This window comes from Pseudomonas sp. 382 (assembly GCF_002759075.1).
Taxonomy (GTDB): Bacteria; Pseudomonadota; Gammaproteobacteria; order Pseudomonadales; family Pseudomonadaceae; genus Aquipseudomonas; species Aquipseudomonas vlassakiae.
Genome location: NZ_PEMX01000007.1, coordinates 220,748 through 234,325, shown reverse-complemented (window position 1 = coordinate 234,325; position 13,578 = coordinate 220,748). Strand labels below are relative to the sequence as shown.

The following is a 13,578-nucleotide window of genomic DNA, read 5'->3' as shown; positions in this document are numbered from 1 at the left end:
CTACCGTACGGAAACCGTTGCTGCCATCCAAATAGGCAGTGATTGCTGTGAGCTTGAACTGCTCAGTGTACTTGGCCATGAATCCCCCAAGGGTTGGATTGGTGTCCAACTTCTTGGGGGCAGTCCAGGATGGCGCGAATCCCTGTGGGAGCGGGCAAGCCCGCGAAGGGCTGCAAAGCAGCCCCAGTTTCTTTAATGCATCTGCACGATCTGCTTGTCGGATGTACGCCAGATCAGCCGGCTGGTGTCATAGCCCTGCTGGCGGGCCTTGGACATCAGGCTCTCGCGCTCCCACACCGGCAGAGTCGGTGTGCGCGACAAGATCCACAGGTACTTGCGGTCCGGGCTGCCGACGATCGCGGTACGGTAGCGGTCGTCCACGTACAGGATCCAGTACTCGCCCTTGGCCACACCTGGGACCAGGCGGGTAAACCAGTTGTCGAACTCCACCCACAGCCTGTCGGTATGCCCCGGCTCCTGGATGTATGCATGCCCCTCGGCGCGCAGCCACTCATCGCCCATCGTGCGGCAGCGGTTGAGAACACCGTAGGAGCCATCGGGCTTGAGGTTGTAGTGCGCTTCGGACTGCGCACAATCGGCCTGGTACTTCATCGGCAGGCGCGCCAGCTCATACCATTTGCCCTGATAGCGCTTGAGGTCGACATCACCCGCCGTCTTCGGCGCCAGCGGATCGTTGGCGGAAGTGGCACAACCACCCAGCAGCATCACCAGGCACAGCCCCAGCAGAACGTGCAAACGCCTCATTTGAGGCCCTGCCCGGAGTAGATCAGCACCTTGTCGGCCGCGTATTGCACGCTGATGAAGCTCTTCTCGTCCCCCCAGGTACAGCTGCTCATGCCCAGTGCGCCAGAGCACTCGGTGGGCGTGCCGAGCAGTTGCTCGACCTCGGCCTTGTTCATACCGGCCTTGAGCTTGGAATAGTTTTCCTGATTGATCTTGCTGCACGCGGTCAGGACGACGCACAAGGACAACAGGGCGAGGGAACGCAACGACATGAAGGGACACTCCTGGGAAATAGACACAGGCGAGTGGCCTGCAGTGACCTTCGACGTGAAAATCCCTCCCTGGTTCCCTGACAACACCGCTTTCGTCGTACACCGTTGGTCGGCTGGCCCTGCGCAAACGATTAATGTTTCAGCTCACCGCGACGACACAGCGAGCACGCTGTGGCGCATTGCCACAGTCCCCTCCTACGCCTTGCCTTGTGCAGACCAGAAAAATGACCAAGAACCTCAAGTTCAGCCACAAGATCCTGCTGGCCGCCGCCCTCGTGGTGGCCGTTGCCTTCACCTGTTTCGTACTGTTCAACGACTACCGACAACGCCAGTCCCTGCGCAGCGACACGCAGACCACGCTGCAGGACCTGGGTAGCCTCACCGCCGGCAACATCCGCAACTGGCTCGACAGCCGGATCCAGTTGCTCGACTCGCTGGCCCAGCAAGTTGCGGTCGATGGGCCGGGCAAAGCCAGCCTGGACCGCAGCCTGGCCTTGCCGGTCTACGGCAAGAATTTCCAGCTCACCTATTTCGGCGGCCAGGACGGCAGCATGCAGTCGGTACCGGTGGGTAACCGCGCCGCCGACTACGACCCGCGGGTGCGGGGCTGGTACAAGGCGGCCACTGCCAGCGGCCAGACCATCGTCACCGAGCCGTACATCTCAGTGTCGGCCGGCAAGCTGGTGATCACCCTGGCCACCCCGGTGCAGCAAGCCGGCAGGCTGATCGGCGTCAGCGGCGCCGACACCGACCTGCAGACCATCAGCAACCTGATCAATACCCTGAACTTCGACGGCCAGGGCCATGCTTTCATCGTCAATGGCGATGGCAAGATCCTCATCCACCCGAAAGCCGACCTGGCCCTGAAGACCCTGGCCGATGTCTACCCGCAGGACACGCCGCGAATCGGCAGCGGGCTCAAGGAAGTCGAAGTCGACGGCCACAAGCAGTTCATCAGCTTCACCCACGTCGATGGCGTGCCGTCGGCAGACTGGTACGTGGCCCTGGTACTCGATCAGGATGCAGCGTTCGCCATGCTGGGTGAGCTGCGCACCTCCGCCATCATCGCCACCTTGATCGCGGTTGTGGCGATCATCGCCCTGCTCGGCCTGCTGATCCGCGTGCTTATGGCGCCATTGCACCTGATGGGCCGCGCCATGCATGACATCGCCGAAGGAGAAGGCGACCTGACCCGGCGCCTGACCATCCACGCCCAGGACGAATTCGGCAGCCTTGGCCAATCGTTCAACCGCTTCGTCGAGCGTATTCACGAATCGATCCGCGAAGTGGCCTCGGCCACCGGCCAGGTCAACGCCGTGGCTGCCCAGGTGGTGAGCGCTTCGAATGCCTCGATCAACAACGCCGACCAGCAGTCCAGCCGCACCAACAGCGTGGCGGCAGCCATCAATCAGCTAGGCGCCGCCGCCCAGGAAATCGCCCAGAACGCCGCGCTGGCCTCGCAACACTCCAGCGAAGCCCGTGGCCTGGCCGAGGATGGCCAGCAGGTGGTCGGGCGCACCATCGACGTGATGAACCAATTGTCGGCACGGATCAGCGACTCGTGTGGCAACATCGAGACGCTCAACGCCCACACCGCCAACATCGGTCAGATCCTCGATGTGATCAGCGGTATTTCCCAGCAGACCAACCTGCTGGCGCTCAATGCCGCGATCGAAGCGGCCCGTGCCGGCGAGGCCGGGCGTGGCTTTGCCGTGGTTGCCGATGAAGTTCGCAACCTCGCGCACCGTACCCAGGAGTCGGCACAGCAGGTACAGCGCCTGATCGAAGAACTGCAGGCCGGCGCGCAAGTGGCGGTCAGCACCATGAACCAGAGCCGCGCGCACAGCGATCACAGCGTGGGCATTGCCAACCAGGCTGGCGAGCGGCTGGGCAGCGTGACCCAGCGCATTGGCGAAATCGATGGCATGAACCAGTCGGTGGCCACCGCCACCGAAGAGCAGACGGCCGTGGTCGAGTCGATCAATGTCGACATCAACGAGATCAATGCGTTGAACCAGGAAGGGGTGCAGAACCTGCAGAGCACCTTGCGTGCCTGCACCGACCTTGAGCATCAGGTCGAGCGGTTGAAGCATCTGGTAGGCAGCTTCCGGATCTGAAACCGCTGGGGCCGCTGTGCGGCCCCAAGGGCCTAGAACCTGGACCCAGGCTCCAGCAAAAAGTCCATCTCTTCGCTGGTACTCGGCCGCCCCAGCACCAGATTGCGGTGCGGGAAGCGGCCGAAGCGGGCAATCACCCGCTGATGCTGCTCGGCATAATCGAGGAAGCCTTCGAACAAGCGCCGGTGATCCTCGGGCTGCTCTTCCAGCAGCACCTGGTAACGCTCGACGCACAGGTTCTGCCAGTCCAGCACTTCGGCATGCTCCAGCACCAGCAGCACGAACACACGCTGGATCGGCAGCAACTGGTAATCCCAGTTTTTCTGCAGGCCCTGCATGGCCACTACCTGCGCTCGCCGGTCGCCTTCGAAGGCGCGCGGCGTGTCGCGGTAGAGCATGCGTGGCAGCTGATCCAGCAGGATCAGCAGGCCGAGCCAGCCCTGTGGGCTCTGCTGCCACTCGTCGAGCCCACCCGCCAGGGCCTGCTCGACCAGGTCACCAAACAGCGCCTGGGCTTCGGCATCGTGATGCTTGCCGAACCACAGCGTGCTCTTCTCGTCAGCCACGGCCTGGGGACTGGTGCCCCAACCGAACCACCACTCCAGCAACGGCTGCCAAGGTGCGAGCATGACTTACTCCTTGTGGTAGGCGGTGACGCGCTCGACCTCTTCCTTCGAGCCGAGGATCACCGACACGCGCTGGTGCAGGCTCTCCGGCTTGATGTCGAGGATGCGATCGTAACCGTTGGTGGAGGCGCCGCCGGCCTGCTCGATGATGAACGACATCGGGTTGGCTTCGTACATCAGGCGCAGCTTGCCCGGCTTGCTCGGCTCACGGGCATCGCGCGGGTACATGAACAGACCGCCACGGGTCAGGATACGGTGCACGTCGGCCACCATCGAGGCGATCCAGCGCATGTTGTAGTTCTTCTTCAGCGGGCCGGTCTCGCCAGCCAGCAGTTCACCTACGTAGCGCTGCACCGGAGCTTCCCAGTGACGCTGGTTGGACATGTTGATGGCGAACTCGGCGGTGCTTTCCGGCACGCGGATGTTCTCGTGGGTCAGGACGAAGCTGCCCAGCTCGCGGTCCAGGGTGAAGCCCTTGACGCCATTGCCCAGGGTCAGGATCAGCATGGTCTGCGGGCCATAGATGGCGTAACCGGCGGCGACCTGCTGGGTGCCTGGCTGCAGGAAGGCGTTCTCGTTCAGGGTTTCGTTCTGGCTCAGGTACTCGTTAGGGCAACGCAGTACCGAGAAGATGGTGCCGACCGACACGTTGACGTCGATGTTGGACGAACCGTCCAGCGGGTCGAAGACCAGCAGGTAGGCGCCTTTCGGGTACTTGCCAGGGATCTGGTAGGCGTTGTCCATTTCCTCGGACGCCATGCCGGCCAGGTGGCCGCCCCACTCGTTGGCTTCGAGCAGGATGTCGTTGGAGATCACGTCCAGTTTCTTCTGGACTTCGCCCTGCACGTTTTCCGTGCCCATGCTGCCCAGCACGCCGCCGAGGGCGCCCTTGGACACGTGATGGCTGATTTCCTTGCACGCACGCGCCACCACTTCGATCAGGAAGCGCAGATCGGCAGGGGTATTGTTGCTGCGGGTCTGCTCAATCAGATAGCGACTCAGGGTAACGCGGGACATGTATGGCTCCGAAAGGATAGGGGGGTGAAAAACCCCCGCAGTTTACAGGGAGAGTTGCGGCCTAGCGAGCAAAGAGACTCGCCTTCCGGCGTTGAGTTCAGCAAGTGCCTGGCCAATGGTCGGCTGCCCGGCGTATTGCGCGGGCTTTGCAGGAGCGGCCTTGTGTCGCGAAAGGGGTGCGAAGCACCCCCAGGATTTCAGCTTCGCAACGAATATTGCCGGGGCCGCTTCGCGGCCCTTTCGCGACACAAGGCCGCTCCTACACAGACCGCACTCGCCTTCAATCCAGCGCCTTCCAGATCTCGGTGGCGTATTCACGAATGGTCCGGTCCGAGGAGAACCACCCCATCCGCGCCGTGTTCAGCACCGCCATGCGCCACCATTCCTGCGGTGTGTGCCACAACTCCTCGACCCGCCGCTGGGCATCCCAGTAGGCATCGAAGTCGGCGCACACGAGGAAGCGGTCATAGGCCACCAACCCGTCGATCAGCCCGGCATAGCGCGAGGGATCATCCGGCGAGAACACCCCGCTGCGAATCGCCTGCAGCACATCGTTAAGGCGACTGGACGCGGCAATCGCCGCATTCGCACCGAAGTCCCCCGCCTTGCGCCGCGCCTCCACCTGCTGCGCGGTCAGGCCGAAGATGAACATGTTGTCCGCCCCCACCTGCTCGCACATCTCGACGTTGGCACCGTCGAGCGTACCGATGGTCAATGCGCCGTTGAGGCCGAACTTCATGTTGCTGGTGCCGGACGCTTCGTAACCGGCGGTGGATATCTGCTCCGAGAGGTCTGCCGCCGGGATGATGCTTTCAGCCAGGCTGACGTTGTAGTTGGGCAGGAACACCACCTTGAGCAGGCCGCGCACGGTCGGGTCGTTGTTGACCACCCGGGCGATGTCGTTGGCCAGCTTGATGATCAGCTTGGCCTGGTGGTAACTGGCCGCCGCCTTGCCGGCGAAAATCTTCACCCGCGGTACCCAGTGGGTAGCGGGGTCGTTGCGCATGGCCTGGTACAGCGCCACGGTGTGCAGCAGGTTGAGCAACTGGCGCTTGTACTCGTGGATGCGCTTGACCTGAACATCGAACAGCGCCTCTGGGTTGACCGTGACGCCGACCCGGTCCTGGATGATGCTGGCCAGGGCACGCTTGCTGTGCAGTCGCTGGGCGGCGAACTGTTTGCGGAAGCCCGCCTTGTCGGCGAATGGCACCAGCCCGGCCAGGCGGCCCTCGGGGTCGTCCTTGAGCTCCGGCCCGAGCGCCTCGACCAGCATCTCGGTCAATTGCGGGTTGGACTGGTACAGCCAGCGGCGGAAGGTGATGCCGTTGGTCTTGTTGTTGATCCGCTGCGGGTAGAGCTTGTGCAGATCGGCGAACACCGTGCTTTTCATCAGTTTGCTGTGCAACGCCGATACGCCGTTGACGCTGTGCGAACCGAGAAATGCCAGGTTGCCCATACGCACCCGACGGCCGTTGTCCTCTTCGATCAGCGAGACGGCGCGCAGCACGTCGAAATCGTGCAGGCCTTTGGCGCGCAGGCTATCGATATGGTAGGCATTGATCAGGTAGATGATCTGCATATGCCGGGGCAACATGCGCTCCACCAACGCCACGGGCCAGGTTTCCAAGGCTTCGGGCAACAGCGTGTGGTTAGTGTAGGCAAGGGTGCCGACCGTCAGTTCCCACGCGGTATCCCAGGGAATTTCGTGCTGGTCGACCAGCAGGCGCATCAGCTCGGCCACGGCGATCGACGGGTGAGTGTCATTGAGCTGGATGGCCGCCGCATCGGGCAGGTTGAGCAGGTTGTCATGCATGTTGAGGTGGCGACGCAGCAGGTCCTGCAGCGAGGCCGACACGAAGAAGTACTCCTGGCGCAGGCGCAGTTCCTGGCCGGCCTCGGTGCTATCGGCCGGGTACAACACCCGCGATATGCTCTCGGCCCGCGCGACTTCAGCGACCGCGCCGAGGTGGTCACCGGCATTGAAGCGCTCCAGGTGCAGCTCTTCCAGGGCCCGCGCCCGCCACAGGCGCAGGGTGTTGACACTGGCTCCGCGCCAGCCGACCACGGGCGTATCGTAGGCGACTGCCCGCACCGTCTCGCCCGGCCACCAGACCTGGCGTTGCTGGCCGTGGGTGTCGTGCACGGTTTCGACACTACCGCCGAAACTGATCGGGTAAATCACCTCGGCGCGCTCGAACTCCCAGGGGTTACCGAAGTCCAGCCAGTTCTCGGTCTGCTCCTGCTGCCAGCCATCGACCAGCGCCTGGCGGAACAGCCCATGTTCGTAGCGAATGCCGTAACCATGGGCGGCGATGCCCAGGGTCGACATGCTCTCCATGAAGCAGGCCGCAAGGCGGCCGAGGCCGCCATTGCCCAGCGCGGCATCCGGCTCGAGCAGGCGAATGCGCTCCAGGTCAACGTTCAGGCCTTCGAGCGCATCGCGGGCGATGTCCAGCAGGCCGAGGTTGCTCAGGCTGTCGTAGAGCAGGCGGCCGATGAGAAATTCCAGGGAAAGGTAGTAGACCCGCTTCTGGCTGCGTCGGTAGGCGCGGCGGGTGTGGTCCATCCAGTGGTCGACCATGTGATCGCGCGCGGCCAGGGCAATGGCTTCGAACCAGTCATGGTCGAAGGCATGCTCCGGGTCCTTGCCGACCGCGTAGGTCAGCTTATCCAGTACAGCAGCGCGAAATTCCGCGACTTCGGCGTCACGAGCTTCAGGTTCCTGGGACATGGGGCATCCTCGGGCAAGTTGACGAAAGCGGAGGCAGATTGATCAGCCTAGACGCTTCGACCAAGAGCGACAGCCAGTGTTCGTGGTTTTCATGAAGCTTTGCGCTTTCGTTCGAAAGGTTGTTCAAAAATTGAGCAATTCCGGTATGATCGCGCCCCCGAGACCGTGATACACCCCCATAACGATGAAAACGACCCTGATCGCCGCAGCCGAAGTCGACCGCCTGGAGACCTGGCAGCGCTACACCAGCAACATGTGCCATGGCTGCCATTCGACCTGTTGCACCCTGCCCGTGGAGGTGAAGATCAAGGATCTGATCCGCATTGGCGTGGTGGATGAGTTCGAGAAAGACGAACCGCCGAAGAACGTGGCCAAGCGTTTGCAGAAAGAAGGCATTATCGAGCGCTTCAACCAGAAGTCGGGGATCTTCACCCTGACCCGGATGAGCAACGATGACTGCATGTACCTGGATCGCAAGAGCCGGCTGTGCACCATTTATGACAAGCGGCCGGATACTTGCCGTAATCACCCGAAGGTCGGGCCGCGGCCGGGGTATTGTGCTTACAAGCCGAAGGTGGTTGGACGTTGACGGTCTCGCCAGGACTCAATAGACTTTCACCTGTCTCGATGTACACGGAGCTTCCGTCAGGAAGTGTCTAGACGCCGCCACCTGGTTCCGGCCGTGCCGGTTGATGGGTTTGGTCCCTAAGGGCATCCGCGATACGACCCCCTTCATTGGGGGTTTCGTATTTTTACAGACTGCTATCGCCTTACAGGCCGTCGAATCGGTTCATTTCTCAGTTTCTTCAGTATCAGCAACCAGCCTTTGATCTTTTCGTGCCGCTTCAGCGCAGTAGGCCTATTGGAAGGATGGCCAGGGTCACGCACATAAGCACTTTCCACATGGAGCTTCAGGCTACGGGGCGAGTCTCGACGCAAGTTGAAATACACCTCATATCGGCTGCCCTCCGGATACCCGAACTGATTACCCTCGATAGTCAACCAGTTGCTATGTCCAGTAAACAGGCATTGCCGGTCAGGCAAAGAAGCAATAATGGAAGGCAACTGAACTGACAGCTTGTGACGGTTAGGGCAGAAGGCACGGCGAATTCCCCGATGATCGATCAGCAAGTGATCGTGCCCCATATGATCGAAATCCAGTTCGGTACCTTGCTTTGGGCCATAGCTGACGCAATGACTTGAATATTCGACCGCCAGCGCTACTTCCTCCATCCCTTGGCCCGGGATCTTCAATTGATGTGAGAGTGGGCGCAAATGGAGCAGACTCCACGTACTGCCTGCGACCTCAATGTGGCCACGAGCCAAGTGCTCCTTCCACCCCTTGCCCTTCATTTTCTGCCTCAACCAATTGCCAGCAGGCAGCGTACTGAGGCAATCGGCTATTGCCAAAGACAGCTTGGTAAGTAATTGAGTACAAAGAAATATGTTGTAACCGACACTGGAAATATCAGTCTTCTAGACTGTCCAAAATCTAAGCTATACACCGCCCCAGCCAAGGCAACTAAAAACTTTTCCTCTATGCATCAAGAAACTTTCCCGCTCTAGATGCAGATAATTCCTACAGGTAGTAGCTGGCGACTTCAGTCCTAGCGAAATACCCTACTAACCCTGTCGACTCGCGTCTGATTGTTACTGGAAACCTGTCCCCCTAGGCTGTCCAGATCGCTGAATGGTTCAGCGATCGGGTGTGGAAACCCGGCAATTCATGAGAACTGCGACTGTCGTTATGGCGGTTGTACGCGGAAGGCCGCAAGGCCTGCCGGGGTTCTCATGCCTGGTTTTCCACTCCGTGTACAACCGCCACCCTTTCGTGTGGAAACGAGCGGGTGGGTAAATGACATGAGAACCAGCCATGAAAAAAATCTTCCCCGACCCACCCCACCACTTCGACCTCCCGGACGGCACGACCCTCACCCACGCCATCGGCGAAAGCCTCGTCCCCCTCGACCACGTCGTGGTCAACATCACCCACTACCTGATGATCGCCTACAACCACAGCCACCGCGCCCTCGATGGCATTGAGGATGAGCGCACGCGGGAGACGCTGGTGAATGGCTTGCGGGCCATGCAGCTGGCCTGGGGGCAGGCGGATGCCTTGTCGCTCGCCTTGGAGCGTGCCGGCAGCACGCATTGTTATCCGCCTTTTCGCGGGCATGCCCGCTCCCACAGGAACTGTGCAATGCCCGAGACCTGCGCCGTACCTGTGGGAGCGGGCGAGCCCGCGAAACCGGCGAAGCCGGTGCCATCCACAACAACACTCCGGGTGAAAAACCAATGACCGAAAACAACCCGAGCCCCCCCCGGCAAAACCTGCTTCTACCAAGGCGAAGAGCACAAACAACCCCTGTTCCAGATCTGCCCAGGCATCCCCTGCCAGGACGCCCGCGATCAAGCCTCCGAACTGCTGGGCTGCGTGCGCGACCTGACCCTGACCGCCGTGATGGACAACGACCCGCAACTGATCTGGGCCGCACATTACCTCAGTGCATTAGCCAAGGCCCTGCTGGACGACGCCGAACTGGGCATGCGGCACTGAACCAGCTTCACGCGCCTGCCGCCGGGAAGCTGCGGCAAGCACCACCGTGATCGGTCGGCGGATGCTCCGGATACGTCTGCGGCAGCACACTGATCGGACTGGTGGCGATGAAGCCATCAGCGAACTTCGCTTCGACGAACTGCGCCTGCCACCCCTTGGCTGGCGCAGTACGTTGCAGGGTGAGGTGTCGCTTGGGCGCCAGCGTCTCGGACTGGTAGCGCACCCCGCAGGCATAGCGGAAGTCGCGATCCTGGCTGTTGCTTGCCGTCCAAACCTTCACTTCCAAGGGCGGCTCGGAAAAGTCGACCGCCGTCAACCCGGGCTGTTCGCCCTCTGACACCTGCACCCTCGGCAGCGGTTTGCCATCGCGCAGGCGCGTTACCACCGGCACCAAGGTGCTGACCACCTGCTGACGCACCCCGCCGTGGTCCGAGTTCGGCAACACTCTCAGGCTGGTCTGGCCCGGCAGGCGCTGCTGATAATCGGTAACCGGGTCAGGCGCGAAGAAGTCATCACCGCTGGCAGACACCAGGTACTTGGGAATCGCCAGGCGCTGCCCCTCCTCATCCAGATACTGCATCGGGTCCATCATCGCCATCAGCCGCTCGAATGCAGGGGTACCCTGTTCGTACAGCACCCCAGCCTCCTGGTAAGGCCAAAGCGCGATAGGCAAGTGACCGCCATAGCGCTTGCGCAACCCGACCAGCATGGCCGAGGTGTCGGCCACGTCGATCACGCTGGGCACGATGGCCATCACCCGCTCATCGGCCAAGGCCGTGAGCCAGGCACTCCAGCCGCGCTTCGAGGCACCGGTGATGATGAAATGGTCCACCTTGAGCCCTTGCGCACCCAGCTCCCGCTCGGCCAGATCCATCGCCCGGCTTGCCGCCGCAGCCATCGGTACATGCAGTGGCAGTTCCGGCGCAGCCCCACGCAGCGAATGCGCCCAGGTATGGGCCACGGCGTCATCTTCGCGCAGGGGGTTGGCGACATCGCTGAAGGTCACATACTGGTTGGGCACATCGCTGATCATGACCACGGCCATCTGTGCCTTGAGGGCAACCTCACGCAACGCTTCACGGGCATGATCCGGCGATTGCGCCGGCCCGTGCCGCACGCCGTTGTTCACCACCAGCAGGGCTTTACCAGGCACGGCATTGCGCGGCATGTGCAGCTCGACATCGTGCTCCCAGCGACGCGGCTCAACCACCGGTTCTGGCTCCCACACCTGCGAAACCATCTGCAGGCGACGGAATTCGTAACCAGGTTCGGAGGCTTGTTCGAGCAGTCGAGCCTCCAGAGGTGCCTGGCGGACATTTTCGATATGGCAACGGGCAACTTCCTGCGGACGTAGCTCGCTACAGTCCTGCAGAGCGCTGGCATGGATACTCGCCATCAGGCAGGGGATGGCCAGTGCGTATCGGTATTTCATGGGCTTGCTTCCTATTACAGAAAGCATTCCACGCTAGGTAGCCCCGCAACCGTATACAAGGCTTGAAGGTTGCTTAAAGAAGCGCCCTACACCAGCTTGCGACGCAGACTACAACTTGCATCCCCAGACAAACAAAAACGCCCCCGGCCTTTCGACCGGGGGCGTTTTCATTCAGCCTGAGCTAACTCAGTTCTTGGCTTTCTTGGCAGCGCGGGTACGCTCGCCTTCGTCCAGGATCTTCTTGCGCAGACGGATCGACTTAGGCGTGACTTCGCACAGCTCGTCATCCTGGATGAATTCCAGAGCCTGTTCCAGGGTGTGGCGAACCGGCGGAACCAGGGCGATCACTTCGTCTTTGCCCGAAGCACGCATGTTGTCGAGCTTCTTGCCTTTGGTCGGGTTCACGCCCAGGTCGTTGTCACGGCTGTTCAGGCCGATGATCTGACCGTTGTAGATCTCCTGGCCGTGTTCAACGAACAGCTTGCCGCGAGCCTGCAGGGTTTCCAGCGAGTAGGTCAGTGCCTTGCCGGTCTCGACCGAAACAAGAACACCGTTCAGACGGCCGGACATCTGGCCCGACTTCATGGTGTCGTAGCGATCGAAGATCGAGGTCAGGATGCCTGCACCGTTGGTCAGGGTCAGGAACTGGTTACGGAAACCGATCAGACCACGGGCTGGAATGTTGTACTCCAGGCGAACACGGCCCTTGCCATCCGGCACCATGTTGGTCAGGTCGCCCTTACGCAGACCCATCTCTTCCATGACCTTGCCCTGGGATTCTTCAGGGATGTCGATGGTGACGTTCTCGAACGGCTCCTGCTTGACGCCGTCGACTTCGCGGATGATCACTTCAGGACGGCCCACGGCCATCTCGAAGCCTTCACGGCGCATGGTTTCGATCAGCACGGACAGGTGCAGCTCACCACGGCCCGATACCTTGAACTTGTCAGGGGAATCGGTTTCCTGAACGCGCAGAGCAACGTTGTACAGCAGCTCCTTGTCCAGACGGTCCTTGATGTTACGGCTGGTGACGAATTTGCCTTCCTTGCCGCAGAACGGCGAGTCGTTGACCTGGAAGGTCATCGAAACGGTTGGCTCGTCAACGGTCAGCGGCTTCATCGCTTCCACCGCATCCGGGGCGCACAGGGTGTCGGAGATGAACAGCTCGTCGAAACCGCTGATGCAGACGATGTCGCCAGCCTGAGCTTCTTCGACATCGACGCGGTGCAGGCCGTGGTGGCCCATCAGCTTGAGGATACGGCCGTTACGCTTCTTGCCGTTGGTGTCGATGGCGACAACCGGGGTGTTCGGCTTGATGCGGCCACGGGCGATTCGGCCAACACCGATAACGCCGAGGAAGCTGTTGTAGTCCAGTGCCGAGATCTGCATCTGGAAGGGGCCGTCACGGTCAACGGAAGGCGCCGGTACGTTGTCGACGATCGACTGGTACAGGGCGGTCATGTCTTCGCCCATGGCGGTGTGGTCCAGGCCGGCGATACCGTTCAGGGCCGAGGCGTAGACGACTTTGAAGTCCAGCTGTTCGTCGGTGGCACCGAGGTTGTCGAACAGGTCGAAGATCTGGTCCAGAACCCAGTCAGGACGCGCGCCTGGACGGTCGACCTTGTTGATCACGACGATCGGCTTCAGGCCGGCTTCGAAGGCCTTTTTGGTCACGAAGCGGGTTTGCGGCATCGGACCGTCCTGGGCGTCGACCAGCAGCAGCACGGAGTCGACCATCGACATCACACGCTCAACCTCGCCACCGAAGTCGGCGTGGCCGGGGGTGTCGACGATGTTGATGTGGTAGCCGTTCCAGTTGATGGCGGTGTTTTTCGCCAGAATGGTAATACCGCGCTCTTTCTCCTGGTCGTTGGAGTCCATGACGCGCTCGTCGTTGAGCTCGTTACGCTCCAGAGTGCCGGACTGACGCAGGAGTTTGTCGACCAGGGTGGTTTTACCATGGTCAACGTGGGCGATGATGGCGATGTTACGCAGATTTTCGATCACAACTGTATCTCGATCAGAGGATTCGGTTGCCGCCAGTGTAGGCGGCGAATATGTACGGTTTGAGGCTCAGCGGGC

General features: G+C 61.3%; 10 protein-coding genes and 3 pseudogenes. 5 read left to right on the top strand and 8 right to left on the bottom strand.

The genetic code is table 11. The features are described 5' to 3' along the window. Positions 1 to 192: 192 nt before the first annotated feature. Both CQW31_RS11265 and bamE read right to left on the bottom strand, forming a co-directional pair. On the bottom strand, positions 193 to 765 hold the full coding sequence (locus CQW31_RS11265; RefSeq protein ID WP_054884267.1) for a lipocalin family protein: 573 nt from the start codon (positions 763 to 765) through the stop codon (positions 193 to 195). Further along, positions 762 to 1,016 (bottom strand): outer membrane protein assembly factor BamE, encoded by a 255-nt coding sequence (gene bamE / locus CQW31_RS11260; RefSeq protein ID WP_027921036.1) that lies wholly within the window; start codon positions 1,014 to 1,016, stop codon positions 762 to 764. Before bamE ends, CQW31_RS11265 begins: the two co-directional genes overlap by 4 nt. Before the next feature lie 134 nt (positions 1,017 to 1,150). Between bamE and CQW31_RS32130 the strand changes: the two are divergent. Both CQW31_RS32130 and CQW31_RS32125 read left to right on the top strand, forming a co-directional pair. After that, positions 1,151 to 2,278: pseudogene (locus tag CQW31_RS32130) on the top strand (cache and HAMP domain-containing protein); the annotation flags it as partial. A gap of 24 nt (positions 2,279 to 2,302) precedes the next feature. Further along, positions 2,303 to 3,133: a methyl-accepting chemotaxis protein gene (locus CQW31_RS32125; protein WP_371263235.1), complete on the top strand. Its 831-nt coding sequence runs from the start codon at positions 2,303 to 2,305 to the stop codon at positions 3,131 to 3,133. A gap of 32 nt (positions 3,134 to 3,165) precedes the next feature. Here the strand turns inward: CQW31_RS32125 and CQW31_RS11250 are convergent, their stop codons facing one another. The 3 genes from CQW31_RS11250 to CQW31_RS11235 all read right to left on the bottom strand — a co-directional run bounded on the left by CQW31_RS11250 (position 3,166) and on the right by CQW31_RS11235 (position 7,507). Continuing rightward, positions 3,166 to 3,762 carry a DUF924 family protein gene (locus CQW31_RS11250; RefSeq protein WP_054884265.1) on the bottom strand — a complete coding sequence of 199 codons (597 nt, stop codon included), beginning with the start codon at positions 3,760 to 3,762 and terminating at the stop codon, positions 3,166 to 3,168. Positions 3,763 to 3,765: 3 nt separating this feature from the next. Next, complete coding sequence (locus CQW31_RS11245; RefSeq protein WP_016712457.1) at positions 3,766 to 4,776, bottom strand: class 1 fructose-bisphosphatase; 1,011 nt, start codon at positions 4,774 to 4,776, stop codon at positions 3,766 to 3,768. Positions 4,777 to 5,056: 280 nt separating this feature from the next. After that, on the bottom strand, positions 5,057 to 7,507 hold the full coding sequence (locus tag CQW31_RS11235) for a glycogen/starch/alpha-glucan phosphorylase (RefSeq protein ID WP_054884264.1): 2,451 nt from the start codon (positions 7,505 to 7,507) through the stop codon (positions 5,057 to 5,059). A 184-nt stretch (positions 7,508 to 7,691) separates the two neighbouring features. Between CQW31_RS11235 and CQW31_RS11230 the strand changes: the two genes are divergently transcribed. Further along, the gene (locus CQW31_RS11230; protein ID WP_003249225.1) at positions 7,692 to 8,096 is read left to right on the top strand and encodes a YkgJ family cysteine cluster protein; all 405 of its coding nucleotides are present in this window, start codon (positions 7,692 to 7,694) and stop codon (positions 8,094 to 8,096) included. 173 nt (positions 8,097 to 8,269) lie between these two features. On the opposite strand, the gene CQW31_RS30885 is transcribed toward CQW31_RS11230, so the two are convergent. Beyond that, positions 8,270 to 8,860 carry a hypothetical protein gene (locus tag CQW31_RS30885; RefSeq protein WP_143524214.1) on the bottom strand — a complete coding sequence of 197 codons (591 nt, stop codon included), beginning with the start codon at positions 8,858 to 8,860 and terminating at the stop codon, positions 8,270 to 8,272. A 520-nt stretch (positions 8,861 to 9,380) separates the two neighbouring features. On the opposite strand from CQW31_RS30885, the pseudogene CQW31_RS11225 reads away from it, so the two are divergent. Both CQW31_RS11225 and CQW31_RS11220 read left to right on the top strand, forming a co-directional pair. Next, positions 9,381 to 9,659, top strand: a pseudogene (locus tag CQW31_RS11225) (hypothetical protein); the annotation flags it as partial. Positions 9,660 to 9,830: 171 nt separating this feature from the next. Then, a pseudogene (locus CQW31_RS11220) lies at positions 9,831 to 10,064 on the top strand (DUF3077 domain-containing protein); the annotation flags it as partial. Between the two features lie 7 nt (positions 10,065 to 10,071). Here CQW31_RS11220 and CQW31_RS11215 read toward each other — a convergent pair. Both CQW31_RS11215 and typA read right to left on the bottom strand, forming a co-directional pair. Further along, on the bottom strand, positions 10,072 to 11,496 hold the full coding sequence (locus tag CQW31_RS11215; RefSeq protein ID WP_054884262.1) for a PhoPQ-activated pathogenicity-related family protein: 1,425 nt from the start codon (positions 11,494 to 11,496) through the stop codon (positions 10,072 to 10,074). Between the two features lie 186 nt (positions 11,497 to 11,682). Further along, a complete protein-coding gene (gene typA / locus CQW31_RS11210; RefSeq protein ID WP_054884261.1) occupies positions 11,683 to 13,503 on the bottom strand; it encodes a translational GTPase TypA in 1,821 nt (606 codons plus the stop codon). Positions 13,504 to 13,578 lie beyond the last annotated feature (75 nt).

Bases quoted from the DNA above. Each gene is read 5' to 3' on its own strand.
- CQW31_RS11265 (WP_054884267.1), bottom strand. From the start codon at position 765: ATGAGGCGTTTGCACGTTCTGCTGGGGCTGTGCCTGGTGATGCTGCTG.
- bamE (WP_027921036.1), bottom strand. From the start codon at position 1,016: ATGTCGTTGCGTTCCCTCGCCCTGTTGTCCTTGTGCGTCGTCCTGACC.
- CQW31_RS11250 (WP_054884265.1), bottom strand. From the start codon at position 3,762: ATGCTCGCACCTTGGCAGCCGTTGCTGGAGTGGTGGTTCGGTTGGGGC.
- CQW31_RS11245 (WP_016712457.1), bottom strand. From the start codon at position 4,776: ATGTCCCGCGTTACCCTGAGTCGCTATCTGATTGAGCAGACCCGCAGC.
- CQW31_RS11235 (WP_054884264.1), bottom strand. From the start codon at position 7,507: ATGTCCCAGGAACCTGAAGCTCGTGACGCCGAAGTCGCGGAATTTCGC.
- CQW31_RS11230 (WP_003249225.1), top strand. From the start codon at position 7,692: ATGAAAACGACCCTGATCGCCGCAGCCGAAGTCGACCGCCTGGAGACC.
- CQW31_RS30885 (WP_143524214.1), bottom strand. From the start codon at position 8,860: ATGAAGGGCAAGGGGTGGAAGGAGCACTTGGCTCGTGGCCACATTGAG.
- CQW31_RS11215 (WP_054884262.1), bottom strand. From the start codon at position 11,496: ATGAAATACCGATACGCACTGGCCATCCCCTGCCTGATGGCGAGTATC.